Below are 19275 nucleotides of genomic sequence, written 5' to 3' on the forward strand. Positions count from 1 at the left end.
AACGATGGAGACGTCGCACTAAAGTGTGCGCTTAGCCACGCTCGAAGCGCTGCAGTTCGTCCAGTTGCGCGCGCGCGTTGCGCAGGCTGCGACCGCTTAACGAATCGTCCATTTTTCGGCCGAACTCGGCGCGTTGCGGGCGGCGCGCCCAGCGATGGAACCACCCCGTCGCCAGCAGGCCGGCGATGCCGATGCCGTATCCGCTCCACACGAACGCGGGCGCCGTGACCAGCAGATCGACATCGCGCAGGCCCGCCAAGGTCTGCACGACCGCGACCCACAGGAACCACCACGGCAGACCGGCGATCATTCCGCTGCGGACGTACAGTGTGCGTGCGTGAAGCAGCTGCTTCTGGATGACGAGCACCGGCTGTGAGTAGTCGATGTTGCCGACCTGCCCCAGTACGATGCCCGCGGTGACGATCGTCAGCACGCCGTACGCCTGCACCATCACGCCCGCGACGATGGAAGAGGCATGCGCCGGCTTGCTCATCCACAGCAGCGATGCGAGCAGGATGAAGAGAATGCCGAACAGGATCTGCAACACCTGACCCCAGAAAAGCGGGCGCAGGCTGCCGCGAGCCTTGTCCAGCTTGCGCTCGCGCAGTTCGAGAAGTTTCAGCGAGTTGTCCAGCTGCAGCCGTTGGTCGAGCGATTGCCAGGCGGACTTGAAGTCATCGAGTTCCATGGGGCTATTCCTGTCGGCGTTATCGGAATTCGTCGCGGATGCGCTGTTTTAGGCGTCCGATCTTGGTGGATACGTTGTTTTCGGTGATGCCGAGGATCTCGGCGATCTCGCGTTGCGAGCGTTCTTCGAGATAGAGCAGCAGCAGCGCGCAGTCCAACGGCGGCTGGCGGGCGATGAAGTCCTGAAGCAGGCGAAGCCCCTGTTCGTTCTCCGGGTCGACAGCGTTTCCGTCGGCGACGTCGTGCAGGGTTTCGTCCAGCGGCAATGCATCGTGCCGCTGCCGCAGTTGGCGATGGCGCATGTGGCTGATCGCCACGTTCAGCGCGATCCGGTACATCCAGGTGGTGACGCTGCGCGCCGGGTCGTACTTCGGCCAGGCGTGCCAGAGCTGTGCTGCGATTTCCTGTGCCAGATCGGCACGGTCCTCGGCGCCGTGCGCATAGCTGCCGGCGATCTTGAACACGATGCCGGAATGGCGCTGAAGCAGCGTGCTGAAGACATCTCGGGCGTCGTTCGCGGTCATGGCGGCTGCGATGGTATCCATTGGTTCACCGACGCGATCTTCGCGCCCCTTTCGACCATGATTCGCGCGAGCGCAGGAAATCTCACACTTCGCCCGCAAGAATTTCCAAGATGATGCCCGCCCCCGAGTCCCTCGGTGTCGCCATAAGCCGGCGTGTCTCAGGCTGCGCACATCTCAAGACGACTGTGCGAATAGTCAGGGTGTCGATCGGCACTACGGGTCGTCATGGCTCATCCCGTACGGTGAGTCAGCGAGACAATAAAGGGGGCCTTTAAATGACACAGGATACAATCCACCGCGGTCGACGGGCTGCGGTCGGCATGTTGGCTGGGGCAGCTATGGGCGCTGCACTGTGCGTGCGTTCCCGCGGTGCCGTGGAAGAAATCCGCGATCGCCCGCAGTGGCCGATTTGGTCGCTGACCCTGAACAGTCGGCGGCTCTATCTGATGGGCGAGACTCCGCCTCGCCCCAACGATTGGCACGACGCGCGAATTGAAAAGCTGCTCACCGGATGCGGCGCGTTGTGGACCGAAACAAACAACACGTATCGCACGCCACAAAAGGCGCTGATAGAGCGGTTCGCGATGAGTCCCTCGCGGCCCATGAGCGAATGGCTAAGCCGGGATGATCGAGAGCGACTGCGCGCCGCCGCCATGTACTGCCAGATCAAGACGGTCGACCTGGAGCCGTATCGGCCCTGGTGCGCTGCATCCATCCTGCAAGACGCCTACTACACGGTATCGGGGGCGCGCGGTCGGTCTGCCGATCGGGTACTGGGAGCTATCGCTGTGGAGCGGCGTATCACGCAGTCCAGCGAGTTCGCCGCCAAAGACGACGTGATCGCATGGTTCGCGAGCCTGACTCCTGTAGAGGAAGTGCAATTCATGCGGTACACGCTCGATGAGATCTTGGCTGGATCTGCGACTAACGCACGGGTCTACGACGAGTGGGCGATGGGGTGTCCTGAGCGCGCAACGGCTGAAGTCGCACGCTACACACAGGCCTACCCCGAGCTCGCCGCGCGCCTTACGACTGAACGGAACCGTCGCTGGATCCCGCGGTTCAAGGGCATGCTCACCGACCATGCGCCGCCCATGATCATTGTGGGCCTGTACCACATGGTCGGCGACGACGGGCTCCTCGCTCTAGCAAAGCGCGATGGCTTCGACGTGAAGGTCGTTTAAGTAGTACCCCTATTGAATATACAGAAATGAACTATATACTTGTGAGGTAACCACTCGCTGGACCCTCACGATGAGCGATTTCGCCCCCACCGAAGCCCGTTTGGACGTTACCCGGGCCAAATACCCCGACTTTCCGCGGTCGCCGGCGGTGCTGGTGCGGCTGGTGAAGCACCTGTTCAAGGAGATCCACGACGAGGCCAACGTCGTGATGCGGCCCTATGGGCTGAACCACGCCGAGTACAACATCCTGATGATGTTGTACGGCTCGCCCGACAATCAGATGCATCCCTCGGCACTGGCCGAGGCGGCCGGCGAGAAGTCCGCCAACGTCACTCGCCTCACGACGAGCCTGTGCGAGAAGGGGTACGTCGCGCGCGCCGGTAGCGAAGAGGATCGTCGCAAGGTCACCTTGACCCTGACTTCCAAGGGCGTCGCGCTGATCGAGGGCTTTCTTCCCGACATCGTCACGCTGCTTCACCGGCAGACGCGTAACCTCACGCCTGGTGAACAGGGCCAACTGGAAACCCTGCTGAAGAAGATGTTGGCCGGGTTCGGGGAATAAGAGCGCGCGCGTCATGTCCGCTACCCGACTTTCCACTCCGACGCCGGCCGCCTCATCGGTCATTGCCGACACGTTGCGCGAGCAGGCGTCGACCTGGCTGTTTGTGGCAAAGACGCTGTTGGCGTTCTTCGTGACCGGCTGGATCGCCATGCGGCTGGCGCTGCCGGCGCCGTCCACCGCGATGCTGACGACCATCATCGTTGCCAACCGCCAGGCGGGCATGGTGTTGGCCAAGAGTTTCTATCGCGCGCTCGGCACGTTGGCCGGTGCCGTGGCGGGCGTGACCATCGTTGCCATGTTCCCGCAGCAGCGGGACCTGTTCCTGGTCTCGCTTTCGTTGTGGATCGGTCTTTGTGCGGGTGGCGCCACGCTCTACCGCAACTTCAAGTCCTATGCCTTCGTGCTCGGTGGCTATACCGCCGCGATCATTGCCATTCCCGTGATCGACGATCCGCCAGCCGTATTCGATTCGGCGACAGCACGCATCAGCGAAGTGCTGTTGGGCCTGCTGGTGAGCGGCGTGGTGAGCGACGTGGTGTTCCCCAGCCGTATGCGCGACGTGTTGCGCCGTACGGCGCGCGAGCAGTTCGCTCACTTTGTCGGCTTCGTCCGCGACAGCGTCGGCGGAGCGATTCCGCGCGATTCCATGGAACGCGCGCATCTGCGCTTCGTGCGTGCCGCCGTCGCGCTCGAAGACCTGCGCAGCTCGGTGATCTTCGAGGATGCGGAAGCGCGCTCGCGGAGTAACCATCTGCGCTTGTTCAACCAACGCTTCATGGCCGCCTCCACGAGCTTCCAGTCGCTGCATCACCTCATCAATCGCCTCGAGCGCGCTCGGCGTGGCGCGGCCGCGCAGGCCCTGATTCGGCTATACGCGCCGCTGGGCAAGGCATTGGACGCGCCCATCGAAGCCGGTGCGGCGGCACGCGTGTTGTTACCGCGCCTGGCGATGGCACGTGACGCCATGCACGCCAGCGCGACGCGCCTTCGCGCCGGCCTCAACGGGGAGCAGGACCTGCGCGACTTCGATACCGGTGCATCCCTGCTACACCGTTTCGCGGCAGAGCTGCACGACTACGTGGACGCCGCAGCGATGCTGCAGACACCGCGCGTGGTCGCCGGATCCGCCGAACGGGTGCGCTTCGACCGAAGCAATGACTTCCTCGGCGCGGGCATTGCCACGATCCGCACGACGTTGACCATGTTGGTGCTCGGCGCGTACTGGATCGAGAGTGCGTGGCCCTCGGGCGCCAGCGCCATGTTGCTCGCTACCGTCTTCGCCGGTCTGTTCGCGACGACGCCCAATCCGACGCGGGTGACCTGGTACGTCACGCTCGGTTACATCGGCGGCATGCTGGCGGGCTTCGTCTGCGAGTTCTTCGTGCTGACGCAACTGGACGGCTACGGCTTGCTCGTGATCGGCGTGGCTCCGTTTCTGGCCGTGGGCCTGGTCATGATGATGAGCCCGCGCTACGCCTCGCATGGGCTCGGCTGGGCCATGGGCTTCGCATACATCCTTGCGTTGAAGAACGGGCAGACCTACGACCCTGCGCACTTCATCAACGATGCCGTGGCGCAGGCAGTGGGTCTGGGTGCCGCGGCGATGTCTTTCGTGGTGATTCCGCCCGCCATCGGGAGCGTGTGGCTACGCCGTCGCCAGTTGGCCCGCCTACGCGCACAGGTAGCGTTGGCCGCCGAGGCACCCTTGCCGGGTCTTCGTCATCGCTTCGAGAGCGTGAACCACGACCTCTTCAGCCAGGTCGTCGCGCAGACCGAGCCGGGCAGCGCGGACTCACGCAGCCTCATCGCCTGGGCGCTCGCCGTGCACGAGACCGGCAGGGCGCTGATCGAGCTGCGTCACGACATGGCGCAGAGCGATATCCCGGCGACATTGCGTCCTCATCTCGAAGCGTCGCTGCGCACGCTGGCGCGCTTCTATGAACGTCCGGATGCGCAAGGCTATCTGCTGGCCCGCGATGCCGTTGCCACGGCCATCGCAGGCGTCGGCGAGCACGCCGGTATGACGTCGCTGCTCGAACATCTTCATCTCATCCGCATGGCGCTGCTCGACGGCGAGTCCGTTCTCGCGGCGTACATGCCCGATACCCCGCTCAGCGAGGAGATCGCCCATGCCCCGTGAAATCGCACTCGGCGACGCCCTGGTCCCGGGCCTGCTCGTTCTGTTCGTGCTTGCGCTGCTGTTGCTCTGGTTGCTCGACGGACTGGCCGGGCGCTTCGGATTCTATCGGCTCGTCTGGCATCCACCGCTGTTCCGGTTCGCCGTGTTCATTTGTGTCTTCGGCGCTTTAGCGTTGTTACTGCATTGAGTGATGTCGTCATGAAACTTGCCTCCCTCATCCGCTTCACCATTACCGCCGCCATCGTGGTGGTGGCTGCCTTCGTCGGCCACGCCTTGTGGAAGCACTACATGTATTCGCCGTGGACCCGCGATGGTCGTGTCCGCGCGGAAATCGTGCGCGTCGCTCCCGACGTCGCGGGACTGGTGACCGACGTACGCGTGGTGGACAACCAGACGGTGAAGAAGGGCGATCTGCTCTTCGTCGTGGACAAGGCGCGATACCAGAATGCCGTGGCCCAGGCGGAGGCGAATCTCCACGCCGCCGAAGCGGCCGCGCGGGCTGCCGGTGCGAGCATCAATGCGGCATCGGCCGGTGCGCAGCAGAGTCGCGCGAACTTCGAGATGTACGCAGCCCAATCGGAGCGGCGGCAGCGACTCATCAACAACGTGATTTCGGCTGAAGACAAGGCGAATGCCGCGGCTGCGGCGAATGCAGCGCGTGCCGGTTGGCAGCAGGCGCAAGCCAGCACCAAGCAGGCCAGCGCCGCGCAGCAGCAGGCACTCGCTGCGGTGGCGCAGGCCCAGGTGGAACTGGCGTCCGCGCAATTGAATCTGGATCGCACGGAAGTGCGCGCCCCGGTGGATGGCTACATCACCAATCTCGACGTGCGCGTGGGCGACTACGCCAACGCGGGTGCGGCGCGTCTCGCGCTGATCGACAGCCACTCGTACTGGGTCAACGGCTACTTCGAGGAGACCAAGCTGCCGGGTCTGCGCGTGGGCGATTCGGTCGATATCCGCCTGATGAGCGGCGGCGTGCACCTCAAGGGCACGGTGGAAAGCGTCGCACACGGTATCACCGATGCCGAGAATCCCACCGGAAGCGACCTGCTCGCGGACGTGAACCCCACCTTCAACTGGGTGCGCCTGGCGCAGCGTGTGCCGGTCCGGGTGAAGATCGATACCGCCCACATGCCGCCGGGTACGGTGCTGGCCGCAGGCATGACGGCGACGCTGGTGGTGCAGCCCTCTCACCCTGACGCGGTCGCCATGCGTTGAGCCATGGGGCCTATCGCTGGGGCGCCGCGTGATCCGTCAGCGCGGCGCCAGGCGCCGCAGGCGCGACTGGAGCCACTTATCTACATCCGGCCATTCGGTGGCGAGGATGCTGTAGCAGACGGTGTCGCGCAGCGAGCCATCGTTGCGGCGTTTGTGTGCGCGGAGCACGCCCTCGCGCTTGGCGCCCAGTCGCTCGATGGCGCGCTGGGAATCTTGGTTATAGGCGTCGGTGTGGAACTCGACCGCCACCGCACCCACCTGCTGAAAGGCATTCGCCAGCAGCAGATGCTTGCAGGCGGTATTCACGTGGCTGCGCTGCCAGCGGCGCGCGTACCACGTGTAGCCGATGGCGACACGGGACGGGTCGCTGACTATGTCGTAGTAGCGCGTCGATCCGACGATCTCGCCGCTGCCGTTCTCGCGTACGACCCACGGGCACATCCGTCCTTCCTCCTGGCCGCGCAGAGCCGCTTCCACGTACGCCGTCATCAGGCCGGGGCGGGGCACCGAGGTGAACCAGAGATCCCACAGCTCGCCGTCCGCCGCGGCCTGCTCCAGCGCCCCGACGTGGTCCAGCGACAGCGGTTCCAGCGTGACGTACGTGCTTTCCAGGCGATCGGGGGTCATGGCGGGTCAGGCGTCCAGGTCCGGGATGAGGCTGCTCTCGATACGGGCGATGGTGTCCTTCAGCAGCAGCTTGCGCTTCTTCAGGCGGGTGAGCTGCAGTTCATCGCGGCTGATCGAGGTGGCCAGGTGTTCGATGGCGGAATCGAGGTCGCGATGCTCCACCTTCAGTTCGGCGAGGCGCTGGGTTAGCTGAGCGGGATCCTGGACCTGCATGGCGTTCGGCCGGGCGGCGGGGGGTTCCGCCATTGTAACGCCAGCGAACGCGGCCGCAGCGGCTACAATGGGTCCTTCCCCAGGCCGGTGCCCCGATCGCCACATGTCCGCCACCCCCGAAGCCCTCCGCAAGCAGACCTACGAAGCTGGCAAGCTCGCCAAGCGCCTGCGCCATCAGGTCGGGCAGGCCATTGCCGACTTCGGCATGATCGAGGACGGCGACAAGGTGATGGTGTGCCTGTCCGGTGGCAAGGACTCGTACACGCTGCTGGACATGCTGCTGTCGTTGCAGGCCAAGGCGCCGGTGCGTTTCGATCTTGTCGCGGTCAACCTCGACCAGAAGCAGCCTGATTTTCCGGCCCACGTGCTGCCCGAATACCTCACGGCGCGCGGGGTGCCGTTCCATATCATCGAGCAGGACACGTACAGCGTCGTCACCCGGGTCATTCCCCAGGGCAAGACGATGTGCAGCCTATGTTCGCGCATGCGCCGCGGCGCGCTGTACGACTGGGCGGCCGCCAATGGCATCACCAAGATCGCGCTGGGCCACCACCGCGACGACATACTCGGCACGTTCTTCCTGAACATGTTCTACCAGGGCAGCCTCAAGGCGATGCCGCCGAAGCTGCGCTCCGACGATGGCCGCCACGTGGTCATCCGTCCGCTGGCCTATTGCCGCGAGGACGACATCGCCGCCTATGCGGAAGCGCGTGCTTTCCCCATCATTCCCTGCAATCTTTGCGGTTCGCAGGAGAACATGCAGCGCAAGGTCGTGAAGCGCATGCTGCAGGATTGGGAAAAATCCCATCCCGGCCGTAGCGAGACGATCTTCCGCGCGATGGGCAATGTCGCGCCGTCACAGTTGACCGATCGTAACCTGTTCGATTTCGCGAGCCTCGGCGCGCGGGAAGGTGCGAAGCGTGCCGATGCCCATGCATGGCTTGCTGGTGGCCCGACCGACGATGCCAACGAATGATTCTTCTGCCCACCCGTTTCAAGGCTTTCCGACCATGACCCTGTTCTCTTCCGTCGAACTCGCTCCGCGCGACCCGATTCTCGGCCTCAACGAAGCGTTTGGTGCCGACACGCGTGCCGACAAGGTCAACCTCGGCGTTGGCGTGTACTACGACGAAAACGGTCACGTGCCCCTGCTGCGCGCGGTGCGCGAAGCCGAAAAGGCGCGCCTGGAAGCGCAACTGCCGCGCGGCTATCTGCCGATCGACGGCATTGCGCTTTATGACAGCGCGGTGCAGAAGCTGCTCTTTGGCGCCTCGTCGCCGCTGCTGGCCGACCGCCGCGTCGTCACGGCGCAGGCGCTCGGCGGCACCGGTGCGCTCAAGGTCGGTGCGGATTTCCTGAAGCGCCTCAATCCTTCGGTGCCGGTCGCCATCAGCAACCCGAGCTGGGAGAACCACCGCGCGCTGTTCGAGGGGGCCGGCTTCTCCGTCGTGGAATACCCGTACTACGACGCTGCCACGCACGATGTCGACGTCGACGCGATGCTGGCCGGACTCGCGAAGCTCCCTCAGGGTGCCGTCGTGGTGTTGCACGCGTGCTGTCACAACCCGACGGGCGTCGATCTCGGCGTCGACGACTGGAAGCGCGTGATCGACACCGTGCGCGAACGCAGCCTCGTACCGTTCCTCGATATCGCCTACCAAGGCTTCGGTGACGGCATTGAAGAAGACGCGGTCGCGGTCCGCCTGTTCGCCGACGCGCAATTGTCCTTCTTCGTCGCCAGCTCGTTCTCCAAGTCGTTCTCGTTGTACGGCGAGCGTGTCGGCGCGCTGTCGATCGTCACCGCCTCGCACGATGAGGCGCTGCGCGTGCAATCGCAGATCAAGCGCGTGATCCGCACGAACTACTCCAATCCGCCGACGCACGGTGCCGCCGTGGTTTCGGCGGTGCTCAACCACGACGACTTGCGTGCGACCTGGGAAACCGAACTGGGCCAGATGCGTGAGCGCATTCGCGCGATGCGCCGCGGGCTGGTCGAGCGCCTCGCCGATGCGGGCGACTTCGCCTTCATCGAGCGGCAGCGCGGCATGTTTTCATATTCCGGCCTGTCGGCCCCGCAGGTCGAACGCCTGCGCACGGAATACGGCATCTATGCCGTGGGCACGGGCCGTATCTGCGTCGCCGCCCTCAACCAGGGCAACCTCGACCGCGTGGCGAAAGCCATCGCCAGCGTCGTCTAGCTTCCGCTCTACCGCATTCTTCGCCGACGGGCGCCACGGCGCCCGTCATGGCCTCTCCTTCGCACGAGATTTGTCGATCCATGTTCTTTCGCAACCTGACGCTGTTCCGTTTTTCCGAGCCTGTCGCCGCCGACCTGGAACGCCTCGACGAGGCGCTGCCCGAGCACCGGCTGCGGCCGGTCGGTCCGATGGAGATGTCCACACGCGGCTTCGTCTCGCCGCTCGGCCGCAACGAGGAAGCGCTCACGCACAGCGTGGGTCGCCATACGATGGTCACGGTGGGCAGCGAAGATAAGCTCCTGCCGTCTGCCGTGGTGAACGACGAGCTGGCCAACCGCGTGCAGAAGATCGCCGAGGACGAAGGACGCAAGGTCAGCGGGCGCGAGCGCAAGAAGATCAAGGATGACGTCATGAACGAGCTGCTGCCGCGCGCCTTCGTGCGCAGCTCGCGCATGAAAGCCTATGCGGACAAGAAAGCGGGCTGGCTCGTGCTGGATACGTCCAGCCGCAAGTCGGCCGAAAACACCCTGAGCCAGATTCGCGAGGCCCTGGGCAGCTTCCCCGCGGTGCCGCTGGCGCCGGAGGAGTCGCCTCGGGTGCTGATGACGCACTGGGTGGCGACGGGCGAGCTGCCGGCCGGCCTGGCCTTGGGTGACGAATGCGAACTGCGCGACCCCGCCACGGCCACCGGCGCCATTGCCCGGTGCCGCCGGCAGGATCTCGATACGGATGAGATTCGCGAGCACCTGCGTACGGGTAAACAGGTATTTCAGTTGGGTCTGGTCTTCGACGACCGCATTTCCTTTGTACTTGGCGAAGACCTGATCCTGCGTAAAATCAAGTTCACGGACGTTGTGCTCGATGAACAGGCGGACAGCCCCGAATCGGCCGCGGCCGAGATGGACGCCAATTTCGCCTTGATGGCCCTGGAATACGGTCGCCTGCTGGGCAAGCTCGAAGAGTGGTTCAAGCTGCCCCGGCCGGAGTGACTCGGCAGTCGCAGGGCGTGACACGCGTTCGTGGGATGTTCGTCGGGATCAGCAAGAGAATCGCGACATGGCATCGGAAGACGGTGAGTGGCTTGAACTGACTGCCCCAGGGGGCAGCACTATCCGTGTGCTGAAAGCGGCGCATCCACGCGCGCGTCGTTTGCGCCTCACGGTCACGCCCAAGGGCGCCCGGCTCACCTATCCCAACGGTACGCACGTGGCGCAGATGACGGCCTTCCTCCGTCATCACGTCGATTGGCTCGAGCAGAAGCTCGGCGAATTCAACCTCGATGCCGAACCGCTGCCGCCGTTGCGCGTCGGCGTGCCGACCACGTTTCCGTTCCGCGGCGAGGACGTCGTGCTCGACTGGGCGGAAGGACCGTATCCCCGCGTCGAACACGAGCCGGGCCAGATCGTGCTGCAGATTCCCCGGCCGCATACCCGTGCCCTGCTCGTCGCGCGTGGTCTGCTCGCCACGCATTTCGAGATGCAGATTCGCCGTGACGTATCGCGCTGGTTGCCGGCCTATATTCCGCAGATCAGCGCCGCGCCCACCGCGTTACGCATTCGCCCCTTGAAGAGCCTGTGGGGAAGCCTCGACACGCGCGACAGGATCAATCTCGACCTTGCGCTCGCGCTGGCGCCGCCCGCGGCGCTTCGCTATGTGCTGGTGCACGAGTTGTGTCACCTCAAGGTGCGCAATCACTCGCCGAAGTTCTGGCACTGGGTGGAAACGATCTCGCCTGACTACAAGGAACAGCGTGCCTGGCTGCGGACAAACGGCAGCGCGTTGAAGCGGCAACTGGACCGCCTGATTGCCGACGTCGCCGACTGACCGCGCTAGCGCGGCAGCCTCAGTGTGCCAATGCAAAGCTGGTGATGATCCGCGCCGTTTCGTCCGGCTTTTCCAGCATCGGCATGTGGTTGCAGCCGTTGAGCACCGTGGCGCCGATGGAGGGCGAGCTCTTGAGGCCGTTACGCAGGGTGTCGAGCGCGGACTCGTCGATGATCTTGTCCTCGCGGCACCATAGGCCCAGCACGGGCATGGCGAGCTTGCCGATCACCGGATCGAGCGCATAGGCCTGCGCGGGCTGCGTTAGCTCCGCGAACGTGCGCTCGATGAATGCATGGTCCTTCTCGTTGCGCTCGACGAGTGCATCTTTCAGGCGGCCCGGGATGGACGGCGGCGTGAGGTAGATGCGCGATAGCAGTGCATCGAGATCGGCCCTGTCGTGGAGAAGAAACGGATCGCGACCGGCCTTCACGTCACGCACGAAGTCGTTTTCCTTGAAGCTGAGTCCCGCTGAGCTGACCAGCATCAGGCTGGCGACGCGCTCCGGATGTTGCTCGGCGTAGACGCCGGCAATCGCGCCCCCCATCGAATGACCGACCAGCATGAAACGCTGGGCCCCGACGGCAGCAACGAAGGCCTCCAGGCGCGTCGCCTGGGCGGGGATGCCGTAGTCGCCGTTGTCGTTGCGCGATGACTCGCCCCAGCCAGCGAGGTCCGGGATCACCACATGGAAATGATCGGTCAGGCCCTTGGCTGTCTCCAGCCAGACTTCCTTGTTCGCCGCGAAGCCGTGCAACAGCACGATGGTCGGGCCGTCGCCGCCCTCGTAATACGACCACGTGGTATCCCCGGCGATCATCGTTTTCTTCTGCACGTGCGCCGACATCGCGAGTCGCGCGGCATCCGCCTTGAGCAGCAGGGAGGGTGTGAAGAGATAGACCAGGCCCGCGCCGACTCCCAGCACGAGCGCCACCACGACGAGGAACTTCAATCGACGCAACAGCAGCCGCTGCCAGAGTGGCCGAGTGGTCGAGGTGACGGGGGAAGGGGTGTTGGCCATGGGGACGGAGCCTGGGCGGAAGGACGCCCCGCAAGATGCGGGGCGTCGCGGTGGGATGCAAGCGTTCTTTCGCGGCGGCGTTGCCGCAGACTGCGTTATTTCTTCTTGGGCGTGCCGGCGAGGATGCGTTCCACGGCCTGTTGAGTCATGGGGTGGTAACCGCTCTTCGCCTTGGCGTAGGTCGCCTTGGCGAAGGCCAGGCCTTCAGGTGTGCGGGCGAACGCGCGATAGACGGGGGTCGTCAGATACAGGCGACCAATCCGCGTCATGTGTTCGGCAGCAGCCGTCCATACATCCTTGTCACCCGCCGCGATCGCATGGGCATACCAACGCATGCCGATCTCCGCATTCGGGGTACCTGTGAGGTGCCAAGCCGCATCGATCTCCTTGATCTTCGCCAGCGGCGTGACATCCGGCAGGCGATCGAGGAAGTACATCCATTCCTGGGTGTTCCAGGTCTTGGCATCCAGCTTGTCGGCGGAAAGCTTGCCGGCAAGGAAGTCGTCGCGCTGGTGATCGATGCTATCGAAGCGTGGCGAAGACGGCAGCGGCGCGTCCTTCGGGATGCCGGGCTGCCAGATCCACGCGCGCGCCTCGGCCTCGCTCATCTTGCCCGGATACTTGTCGAGCAGATTGGTCTTGAGGTACGCGAACATCGTGTCGGTGTCGATGCTCTGAAAGGCGAAGTGCGCGAAGTAGCCTTTCAGATAGGCGTCGAAGTTCTCGCGACCGAAGCGCTGCTCGAGCGTACGCAGAAACCAGGAGCCCTTGTCGTATGCCACGGCGGACAACGCATCGTCCGCGCTGACACCACGCGGATCGGGCGTGAGTTTTTGCGAATTGGCGGGCATCTCGCCGATGGTCTTCTGCAGTTCGCGCGCCGAAAGCAGCGCTTCCTCGTCGGCGAGCGGCTTGCCGTAGACCGCTTCCGTGATGCGGCCCTGCACGTAGGTGGTAAAGCCCTCGTTCAACCAGATATCGCGCCATGCCGCGCTGGTCACGAGATTACCCGACCAGGAATGCGCCAACTCGTGCGACACGAGCGACACAAGACTCTTGTCGCCCACCAGCACGGTCGGTGTTGCAAAAGTCATGTTCGGGTTTTCCATGCCGCCGAACGGGAACGAGGGCGGCAACACCAGGATGTCGTAGCGGCCCCAGGCGTACGGGCCATACAGCTGCTCGGTCGTGGCGATCAGCTTCTCGGTGTCCTCGAACTCGTGGGCCGCCTTGCCGACGACGCTGGGTTCGGCATACACCGCGCTGCGCGGGCCGGTTTCCTTCACCGCCAGATCGCCGGCAGCGATCGCCAGCAGGTAGGACGGAATCGGATGAGGTTGGTCGAAGGTGAAGTCGCCATTGAGCGGATGCTTCGCATCGTTGATGGCGCTCATCACGACGCGTACGTCCTTCGGCGCACTCACGTGCGCATCGTAGGTGAAGCGAATGGCGGGGGAATCCTGCAGCGGCACCCACGAGCGCGCATGGATCGATTCGGACTGCGAGAACATGAAGGGCTGCTTCTTGTCCGCCGTCTGTTCTGGCGTGAGCCATTGCAGTCCGGAGGCTTCCGGCACGGTGGCGTAGGTAATGCGTACGCTGGCCGGATGCGCAGGGGCTTCAATGGTCAGTTTGGAACCCAGTTCCTTGTCGCGCGGCGCCAGTGCGAACTTCAGCGGAGACGCCGTGCCCGAGGTGTCGAGCGACTCCACGCGCGCGATCTTCAGATCGCGCGTGTCGAGCACAAGATCTTTTGCGTGCGAATCCTTCCAGTCGAGCTTGAGGGTGGCGTTGCCCGCCAGTTCGCGCTTGCCAAAGTCCAGCTTGAGGTCGAGGTCCAGGTGAGTGACGCGGACCACCGCCGGCTGAGCATAGGAGTGGGGATCGGCGGCGAAGGCCACGACGGGGAACGCCATGGTGAGGGCAAACACGGGGAACAGACGCATCGCAGGGGATCATCCGGGTTGAGAAAGGCCCCAGTATGCCATCGCCGTGCCGCCCTCCAAGCTCCCTCACGAGCCCTAATCGAGTGCCGGCCTGCTGCTCCACTGTCTTGTGGAGGTAATCGCACCGCGGATATTAAGGGCGGGTAGCACGGGTCCGCCGGTCTTCGCAGCGTGCGCACCCGATGTCAACGTCGGCGGCCGAACCACATAAGTACCCTCGGCTGTGTTGGAGACTCTGTAGATCGTGGTTCCTGGGGGTAATTTGCTGGTGTCGAGTTCCAGCCAGGTGTCCATTTTCTTCTGAAAATTGCCGCCTCTCCGCCATCGGTTGTGGCCCGATATGGCGCGGGCAATCTGCTCTCGGGTGGCGGTCGCGGGATCCATGGTGGTCACGTAGACGCCGGCAGGATAGTTGCGACGCCTGAGCGATTGATTCAGGAAATAGTCCGTCCGGATGCTGGCGAGGGAATCCGCTCGTGTGAAGTGGCGCACCGTCGCGGGCCAAAGGGAGCGATCGACCGGGATGAGGTCGTGGGTGCGGCCAGGGAGGCGTCCAGGCAGAGCCGCTTGCATCGAACGCGATGCGGCCGGTCGGGCCGTTGTTTTGGTTCGGGCAGCGTCGCTGGCGGCTTTCCAGTATCCGCTTTCGCTTTCGCGCATCGGGAGCAGCTGCGAGCGACGCAGGGCCAGCGCCTGCGCCCCCTCGTAACTGCCTGTCTTCTCGATCAGTTGTCGCTCCATGGTCGCGAGTTGCTGGCCCGTCATGCCGCGCGTGGTGGGATCGTGCCGCGTGGTCTTGCGCAGGATCGCGGATAGGTCCGGCGGGCGGGCGGATGGGCTACCGCCGAGCAAACCCACGTTGCGGTTGAAGCGCCAGATACCGCTCGAATCCCTGACTACAGGGATGGCATACGCGGTGATCGGGGCACCAGGCCGCATAATTCGCCACGTTCCGTTGGCGCTATCGAAGCGCGCAGCGTACATCTCGCGATTCTGTTGGATATAGGGCTTGCCATCGATGTAATGGATGCCGTGTTCCACTGAGTGCGCCTTCGATGCATCGGCCCTCGATCGATAGGCGGCGGGGAATACCGTATCCGCATCGTGAAGCCGCTTGCCCGTTGCGCTCACGTGCCGTGACTGGCTCGCAGTGCGCACCATGATCGCGGGGCCCTTCAATGTCTTGAGCGCGGGAGGCGACTTGAGTGCGGACAATGACTTGAGTGCGGGAATAGGAATGTAGTCGAGCGCGGCGACGTAGGCTTCGGTGAATTCGACGAAGCCTTCTGAGTAGTCGCCCTCTTTGATCCTGTCATAGCTTCGCCAGGCGGCATTGAACGGTCTTCCTATAAATGCGGAGAACCGTCTTTGAACGCGTTCCACGTCAATGTCGGGAAACTCGTCGGCGAGCGCCGCGGAACTCGTGCGCGCAAAAGGTTGGATATTCCGCGTCATGACCGACAGCGCGGCATCGTACTGCGCCTCGAACACATTTCCTTGGATTGCCCTTTCGCTGAACAGATACGCCCTGCGAGGCCGTGACGGCGAGTCCGACGGCTGTGCAAATACCCAGCGGAACCGTTCGCTAGCGGCGCTTCGCGCGAACTTGCGGCCTCGCCGGCCCGCCTCCACGACCGCGACGTCGTTAGGCAGTCGGTCCAGAAGATATTCGTCGAAGGCCGAGGAGTTGGAGAACGCGGCATTGGCCTCCGCGCGCGAGCGAAACTCGCGAAACGCAAGGCCGTCGGGGGCGTCAGGCGTGTAGAACACCACGTTGGGCACGGCAAGCTCCTGCTCCGCGCTTATCATCAGCACGTCCTTCACCACGGCGCCGTTGTAGGTGATTTGACTGGCAACGATCGTGTGTCGCTCCACCTGCGCACGCAGTTGCGGCGAAGGCGAATCGACGATGGCCTTCACCCAGTTATAGCCCCGTTCCAGACGATCGGGCAGGAGTTGATCGGGCTCGTCCGGCAGATGCTGAGATACGTGGGCCTCGGCAAGGTCGAGACGCATGCGTGCGCGCTGCAGTTCGACGGAGCGTGCGCGGATGAGCTGACCTCGGGACGAGGTTTTTAGGGTTGTGAGCAGGTAATCGTGGTACTTAAGCGCTATGTCGAGATCGCGAACCAGGTGCATGATTGCGCCATGCGTGAGCGGTCGCGACAGGTTCTGCCCGTTCGGGCCGGTCGCCACCAGAAATCGACTGTCCAGAATGCTGACGTTCTTGAGGGCCAGATCAGTCAGAGAGACGGTTTCCAAAGGCGTCGCTTTCGTCAGGTCCTGCTCGACGGAGAACTCGTCTTTCGGCCGTTTGTATGCAGATATGGTCACCTCGTCTGGGTCGAGGGACAGCCCCATCATGGCAATGCTCGCTTTCACCGCCCGATGCGCGAAATCGCGCAGTGTCACGAGATTGGACGTCCCATCCTCATCGAACCCCTGGCTGTTCTCCAACTCGGCCTGATGCTTCTCCACGGCGTCCAGCCATTCGTTCTGCACATGCACGGGTACGGACGCCATCCGCTCTTCGAGAAGGGTCGCGGCAAGTCGCGCATTGCGTGTCCGCAGCAAAGACGCGGTATCGAGCCATTCGCTCAGTTGGGGGATGGTCAGTGCGTGTTGGCCGTCGCCGTCGGCATCGACAATGCCCTCTTCGACATCGGCCACGACGTTGCGCAGGCGTTCCTGTTGCACTTCGAGGAGGCGAGCCGCCATGGCGTCGAACGGATCGCCAACGATTTCGCGTGAATCCACTCGCACGATGTCGTCGAACACGTTGCGGTCTTCGAGCGGGACGACCGGGGGAGGCGTACCCTGTGCGATGTCGAGATTGACCCGATACTCGGTTTCCTCGTGGAGCTCGGCGAGCGAGCCGAAGGCATCCCACCCGCGCGCCGGCGTGAACAGCAGTGCGAGGTCCTGCATGCGTTCGTCAGTGACGACGACCGCACCAATATCCGGAGCGCCGTCGAGCAGCAGCTCCGCGGCGTGCAGACCGGGAGGCAGTGAGCCGCCACGCGAACGCGCAAAACGCAGGGCAAGTTCGCCGGCCTCGGGTGTCAGCGTGCCATCGGCGACGCGCAGTATGGCCTCGTCCCGCATGAGCGAAGCCAATCGTGAAGCCAGGGCAGCCGACCGCGGCACGTTGGGACCGCCGTCCGCGTTCGCTACCGATGCCGCCCAGAAAGCGTCCAAGGTGGTTAAGTAAGTCGCCAGCGCGTCAGCGCTGCGCAATTCCGGAGCGACGGGAACAGCGGACTGCTGATCGAGCAGCCATGCATGTGTATCGACCAGCCGGGATACGGCGTCGATCGACTCCTGGTTTGTTCCTTGCGTGATAGCAGGGGGCGCCTGCGGGGGGATCATGTCCATATGAGCTACCGTTGGGAATACGATGCGGGCCGGCAGTGGTTGGACCAGCCGCTCGTGGGGTAAAGTCGGAGAGGGTCGGAGCGAGTCGTTGCGCCGGAGCGCAACGACCGCGGGTCAGTCCTATCGGGGCAGTGATACGCCACTGGTCGGTGGGGTAGGCGTCGGGTTGATGTACCCCCATGTGAACTCGCCAGGCAGGAACGTCATGTCCGCAGCGCTGGCGGTGTGCGACACCAGGCCATCGTTCGAATGTTGGCGCAGGAGGAAGGTGTTGTTGTTCGATCTCGGCACCCAGAGAAGCTGTAGTGGCGATCCGCCACTCTGCTTGATTCGGGTCGTGGCCTGAGCGACATTGATCCGTACCCAGGCCTCGGTATTGATGCCCAGCTGCGCTACCGAAGGCTGTCTGCTGACATGGGCCGGCGTCGAGCTGGGCGACCTCCTTGGAACCCTGAACGCTGGGACACCCAAGGTTTGGCCGTTCACGTGGGCTTGCGGGATGGCGAGGCCCGACGACTTGATCGCTGCGTCGAGTTCGCGCCGCGACATATAGACATAGACGGTCTTTGGCCAAGAAAAGCGTAATCCACCAGAGCTAGGGCCAGGTCCGTAACGAACCTGTGTCAGTACGTCCCTCCACAGCTGCATTGGCGCGCTGGCGCTGGGTGGGGGCACTGGGCGCGATGGGCCCGCGACCTGGCTTGCGCTACTGGTGCTTGCACTCGATGACCCGGGGGAGGGTTGCAGCGTGACTGGGCGCGGATTCTGCAAGGGTGCCTGTCGGCCGGCAGCGACAGCGACGTCCCAGGCATGAAGATGCGATGCATGCACAGCAGCCGGTTGCACATTCATCGCGCGCGAGACCTGCAGCGCGTCATCGAAGCCCAATTGATCGAGCAGTTTGCCCAGCACCACGCTTCGCTGGTATTGCGATAGCGGCTGCAATTCAGGGGCGAGCGTCGCGGTATTGCGGACGGTCGTGCTCAATGTGGTGAGCTGATCGATCGAGACATTGTCCATGCCGCCGAGCAATCCGACGCGTCGGTAGTACCATTGCCCGCCGGGGAGGCGTTCGATGGCCGGGCCGGTGAAGGTGGAATCCGGCGTGCCTTTGTAGGTCAATCGCCAGCCATTGATGTTGGAATCGAAGCGCACCTGATAGAACTTGCCGGCCTGATGGATGAAGCGATCGCCGCCGATGGTGTAGACGCCCGAGGCGGGCGCGGGGCCGGCAGGGGCGCTCACGCCCTTGGCGATGAAGCGCTTCTCGAACACGGCATCGGGGGCCGTCAGGGTTCGACCGCTATTGACGAAACCCTTGGCTTGGAAGGCATTGCGCACGTAAGAGCCGCCGATGGAGCGCGGTGAGCGGAAGGGGTGCGCGAGGAGCACGGCGGAGCCATAGGCCGTGGCGAAGGCCGAGAAGCCTTCGATGGATTCACCGGCCTTGACGTGGTCGTAGAAGCGCCAGGCGGCATTGGCGGTGTTGGGAATGCTCTGGATCGTGCCGACGATCACCTCGCGGGCGACGTTCAAAGGCAGGTTCCAGCCGATAAAGACGTCGAACCAGCCGTCGACCTGGGCCCGCAGACTGGTCCGAGAAATGTCATGGGCGTTGCGCTTGGCCAGGGCAATGGTGGTGTCGTAGGCGGCGTCGAGAAAGGAGCCAGTCACTTCGCGCTCCTGGAAATGTTCGGTCATCGGGGTGCACTCGCGGCAGCCCTCGATGCCCAGGACCCAGTTGGTGGAGCGGCCGTCG

The 19275-nt window shown here is 64.0% G+C and carries 17 protein-coding genes; 9 read left to right on the forward strand and 8 right to left on the reverse strand.

The genetic code is table 11. The features are described from left to right. Positions 1–31: 31 nt before the first annotated feature. Both BT115_RS16200 and BT115_RS16205 read right to left on the reverse strand, forming a co-directional pair. Entirely contained in the window at positions 32–688 is a 657-nt protein-coding gene (locus BT115_RS16200; RefSeq protein ID WP_072323637.1) for a hypothetical protein, read from the reverse strand. 19 nt (positions 689–707) lie between these two features. Beyond that, positions 708–1232: an RNA polymerase sigma factor gene (locus BT115_RS16205; RefSeq protein WP_083527531.1), complete on the reverse strand. Its 525-nt coding sequence runs from the start codon at positions 1230–1232 to the stop codon at positions 708–710. A 353-nt stretch (positions 1233–1585) separates the two neighbouring features. On the opposite strand from BT115_RS16205, the gene BT115_RS16210 reads away from it, so the two are divergent. The 5 genes from BT115_RS16210 (at position 1586) to BT115_RS16230 (ending at position 6315) form a co-directional block, all read left to right on the forward strand. Next, positions 1586–2395 (forward strand): TraB/GumN family protein, encoded by an 810-nt coding sequence (locus BT115_RS16210; protein WP_177257433.1) that lies wholly within the window; start codon positions 1586–1588, stop codon positions 2393–2395. A 70-nt stretch (positions 2396–2465) separates the two neighbouring features. Beyond that, entirely contained in the window at positions 2466–2957 is a 492-nt protein-coding gene (locus BT115_RS16215) for a MarR family winged helix-turn-helix transcriptional regulator (RefSeq protein WP_072323639.1), read from the forward strand. Between the two features lie 13 nt (positions 2958–2970). Next, positions 2971–5097 (forward strand): FUSC family protein, encoded by a 2127-nt coding sequence (locus BT115_RS16220; protein ID WP_072323640.1) that lies wholly within the window; start codon positions 2971–2973, stop codon positions 5095–5097. Next, positions 5087–5284 (forward strand): DUF1656 domain-containing protein, encoded by a 198-nt coding sequence (locus BT115_RS16225; protein WP_072323641.1) that lies wholly within the window; start codon positions 5087–5089, stop codon positions 5282–5284. The genes BT115_RS16220 and BT115_RS16225 overlap by 11 nt, the downstream gene beginning before the upstream one ends. A gap of 11 nt (positions 5285–5295) precedes the next feature. Further along, on the forward strand, positions 5296–6315 hold the full coding sequence (locus tag BT115_RS16230; protein WP_072323642.1) for a biotin/lipoyl-binding protein: 1020 nt from the start codon (positions 5296–5298) through the stop codon (positions 6313–6315). A gap of 36 nt (positions 6316–6351) precedes the next feature. Here BT115_RS16230 and BT115_RS16235 read toward each other — a convergent pair whose 3' ends face one another. Next, positions 6352–6942 carry a GNAT family N-acetyltransferase gene (locus BT115_RS16235; protein ID WP_072323643.1) on the reverse strand — a complete coding sequence of 197 codons (591 nt, stop codon included), beginning with the start codon at positions 6940–6942 and terminating at the stop codon, positions 6352–6354. A 6-nt stretch (positions 6943–6948) separates the two neighbouring features. Next, positions 6949–7155, reverse strand: a complete 207-nt coding sequence (locus BT115_RS16240; protein ID WP_072323699.1) for a YdcH family protein — start codon at positions 7153–7155, stop codon at positions 6949–6951. A 103-nt stretch (positions 7156–7258) separates the two neighbouring features. On the opposite strand from BT115_RS16240, the gene ttcA reads away from it, so the two are divergent. The 4 genes from ttcA (at position 7259) to BT115_RS16260 (ending at position 11177) form a co-directional block, all read left to right on the forward strand. Then, positions 7259–8131: a tRNA 2-thiocytidine(32) synthetase TtcA gene (gene ttcA, locus BT115_RS16245; protein ID WP_072323644.1), complete on the forward strand. Its 873-nt coding sequence runs from the start codon at positions 7259–7261 to the stop codon at positions 8129–8131. 34 nt (positions 8132–8165) lie between these two features. Next, a complete protein-coding gene (locus tag BT115_RS16250) occupies positions 8166–9353 on the forward strand; it encodes an amino acid aminotransferase (RefSeq protein WP_072323645.1) in 1188 nt (395 codons plus the stop codon). Between the two features lie 80 nt (positions 9354–9433). Next, positions 9434–10342 (forward strand): recombination-associated protein RdgC, encoded by a 909-nt coding sequence (locus BT115_RS16255; protein ID WP_072323646.1) that lies wholly within the window; start codon positions 9434–9436, stop codon positions 10340–10342. A gap of 67 nt (positions 10343–10409) precedes the next feature. After that, positions 10410–11177, forward strand: coding sequence for a M48 family metallopeptidase (locus BT115_RS16260; RefSeq protein ID WP_072323647.1), 768 nt, complete (start codon positions 10410–10412; stop codon positions 11175–11177). Between the two features lie 19 nt (positions 11178–11196). On the opposite strand, the gene BT115_RS16265 is transcribed toward BT115_RS16260, so the two are convergent. From BT115_RS16265 to BT115_RS16280, 4 genes are all read right to left on the reverse strand, one after another. Then, positions 11197–12195, reverse strand: a complete 999-nt coding sequence (locus BT115_RS16265) for an alpha/beta fold hydrolase (RefSeq protein WP_083527533.1) — start codon at positions 12193–12195, stop codon at positions 11197–11199. Between the two features lie 95 nt (positions 12196–12290). After that, positions 12291–14141, reverse strand: a complete 1851-nt coding sequence (locus BT115_RS16270; RefSeq protein ID WP_072323648.1) for a M1 family metallopeptidase — start codon at positions 14139–14141, stop codon at positions 12291–12293. Between the two features lie 75 nt (positions 14142–14216). After that, on the reverse strand, positions 14217–17069 hold the full coding sequence (locus BT115_RS16275; RefSeq protein ID WP_143144598.1) for a dermonecrotic toxin domain-containing protein: 2853 nt from the start codon (positions 17067–17069) through the stop codon (positions 14217–14219). A gap of 567 nt (positions 17070–17636) precedes the next feature. Further along, on the reverse strand, positions 17637–19275 hold a 1639-nt coding region (locus BT115_RS16280), incomplete at its 5' end, for a hypothetical protein (protein WP_218184775.1).

Origin of the sequence: Luteibacter sp. UNCMF366Tsu5.1 (genome assembly GCF_900119235.1) — a bacterium.
GTDB lineage: Bacteria > Pseudomonadota > Gammaproteobacteria > Xanthomonadales > Rhodanobacteraceae > Luteibacter > Luteibacter flocculans.

Excerpts from the sequence above, each read along its gene's own strand:
- BT115_RS16200 (WP_072323637.1), bottom strand. The coding sequence starts at position 688 with ATGGAACTCGATGACTTCAAGTCCGCCTGGCAATCGCTCGACCAACGG.
- BT115_RS16205 (WP_083527531.1), bottom strand. The coding sequence starts at position 1,232 with ATGGATACCATCGCAGCCGCCATGACCGCGAACGACGCCCGAGATGTC.
- BT115_RS16215 (WP_072323639.1), top strand. The coding sequence starts at position 2,466 with ATGAGCGATTTCGCCCCCACCGAAGCCCGTTTGGACGTTACCCGGGCC.
- BT115_RS16220 (WP_072323640.1), top strand. The coding sequence starts at position 2,971 with ATGTCCGCTACCCGACTTTCCACTCCGACGCCGGCCGCCTCATCGGTC.
- BT115_RS16225 (WP_072323641.1), top strand. The coding sequence starts at position 5,087 with ATGCCCCGTGAAATCGCACTCGGCGACGCCCTGGTCCCGGGCCTGCTC.
- BT115_RS16230 (WP_072323642.1), top strand. The coding sequence starts at position 5,296 with ATGAAACTTGCCTCCCTCATCCGCTTCACCATTACCGCCGCCATCGTG.
- BT115_RS16235 (WP_072323643.1), bottom strand. The coding sequence starts at position 6,942 with ATGACCCCCGATCGCCTGGAAAGCACGTACGTCACGCTGGAACCGCTG.
- BT115_RS16240 (WP_072323699.1), bottom strand. The coding sequence starts at position 7,155 with ATGCAGGTCCAGGATCCCGCTCAGCTAACCCAGCGCCTCGCCGAACTG.
- ttcA (WP_072323644.1), top strand. The coding sequence starts at position 7,259 with ATGTCCGCCACCCCCGAAGCCCTCCGCAAGCAGACCTACGAAGCTGGC.
- BT115_RS16250 (WP_072323645.1), top strand. The coding sequence starts at position 8,166 with ATGACCCTGTTCTCTTCCGTCGAACTCGCTCCGCGCGACCCGATTCTC.
- BT115_RS16255 (WP_072323646.1), top strand. The coding sequence starts at position 9,434 with ATGTTCTTTCGCAACCTGACGCTGTTCCGTTTTTCCGAGCCTGTCGCC.
- BT115_RS16260 (WP_072323647.1), top strand. The coding sequence starts at position 10,410 with ATGGCATCGGAAGACGGTGAGTGGCTTGAACTGACTGCCCCAGGGGGC.
- BT115_RS16265 (WP_083527533.1), bottom strand. The coding sequence starts at position 12,195 with ATGGCCAACACCCCTTCCCCCGTCACCTCGACCACTCGGCCACTCTGG.
- BT115_RS16270 (WP_072323648.1), bottom strand. The coding sequence starts at position 14,141 with ATGCGTCTGTTCCCCGTGTTTGCCCTCACCATGGCGTTCCCCGTCGTG.
- BT115_RS16275 (WP_143144598.1), bottom strand. The coding sequence starts at position 17,069 with ATGCAGGACCTCGCACTGCTGTTCACGCCGGCGCGCGGGTGGGATGCC.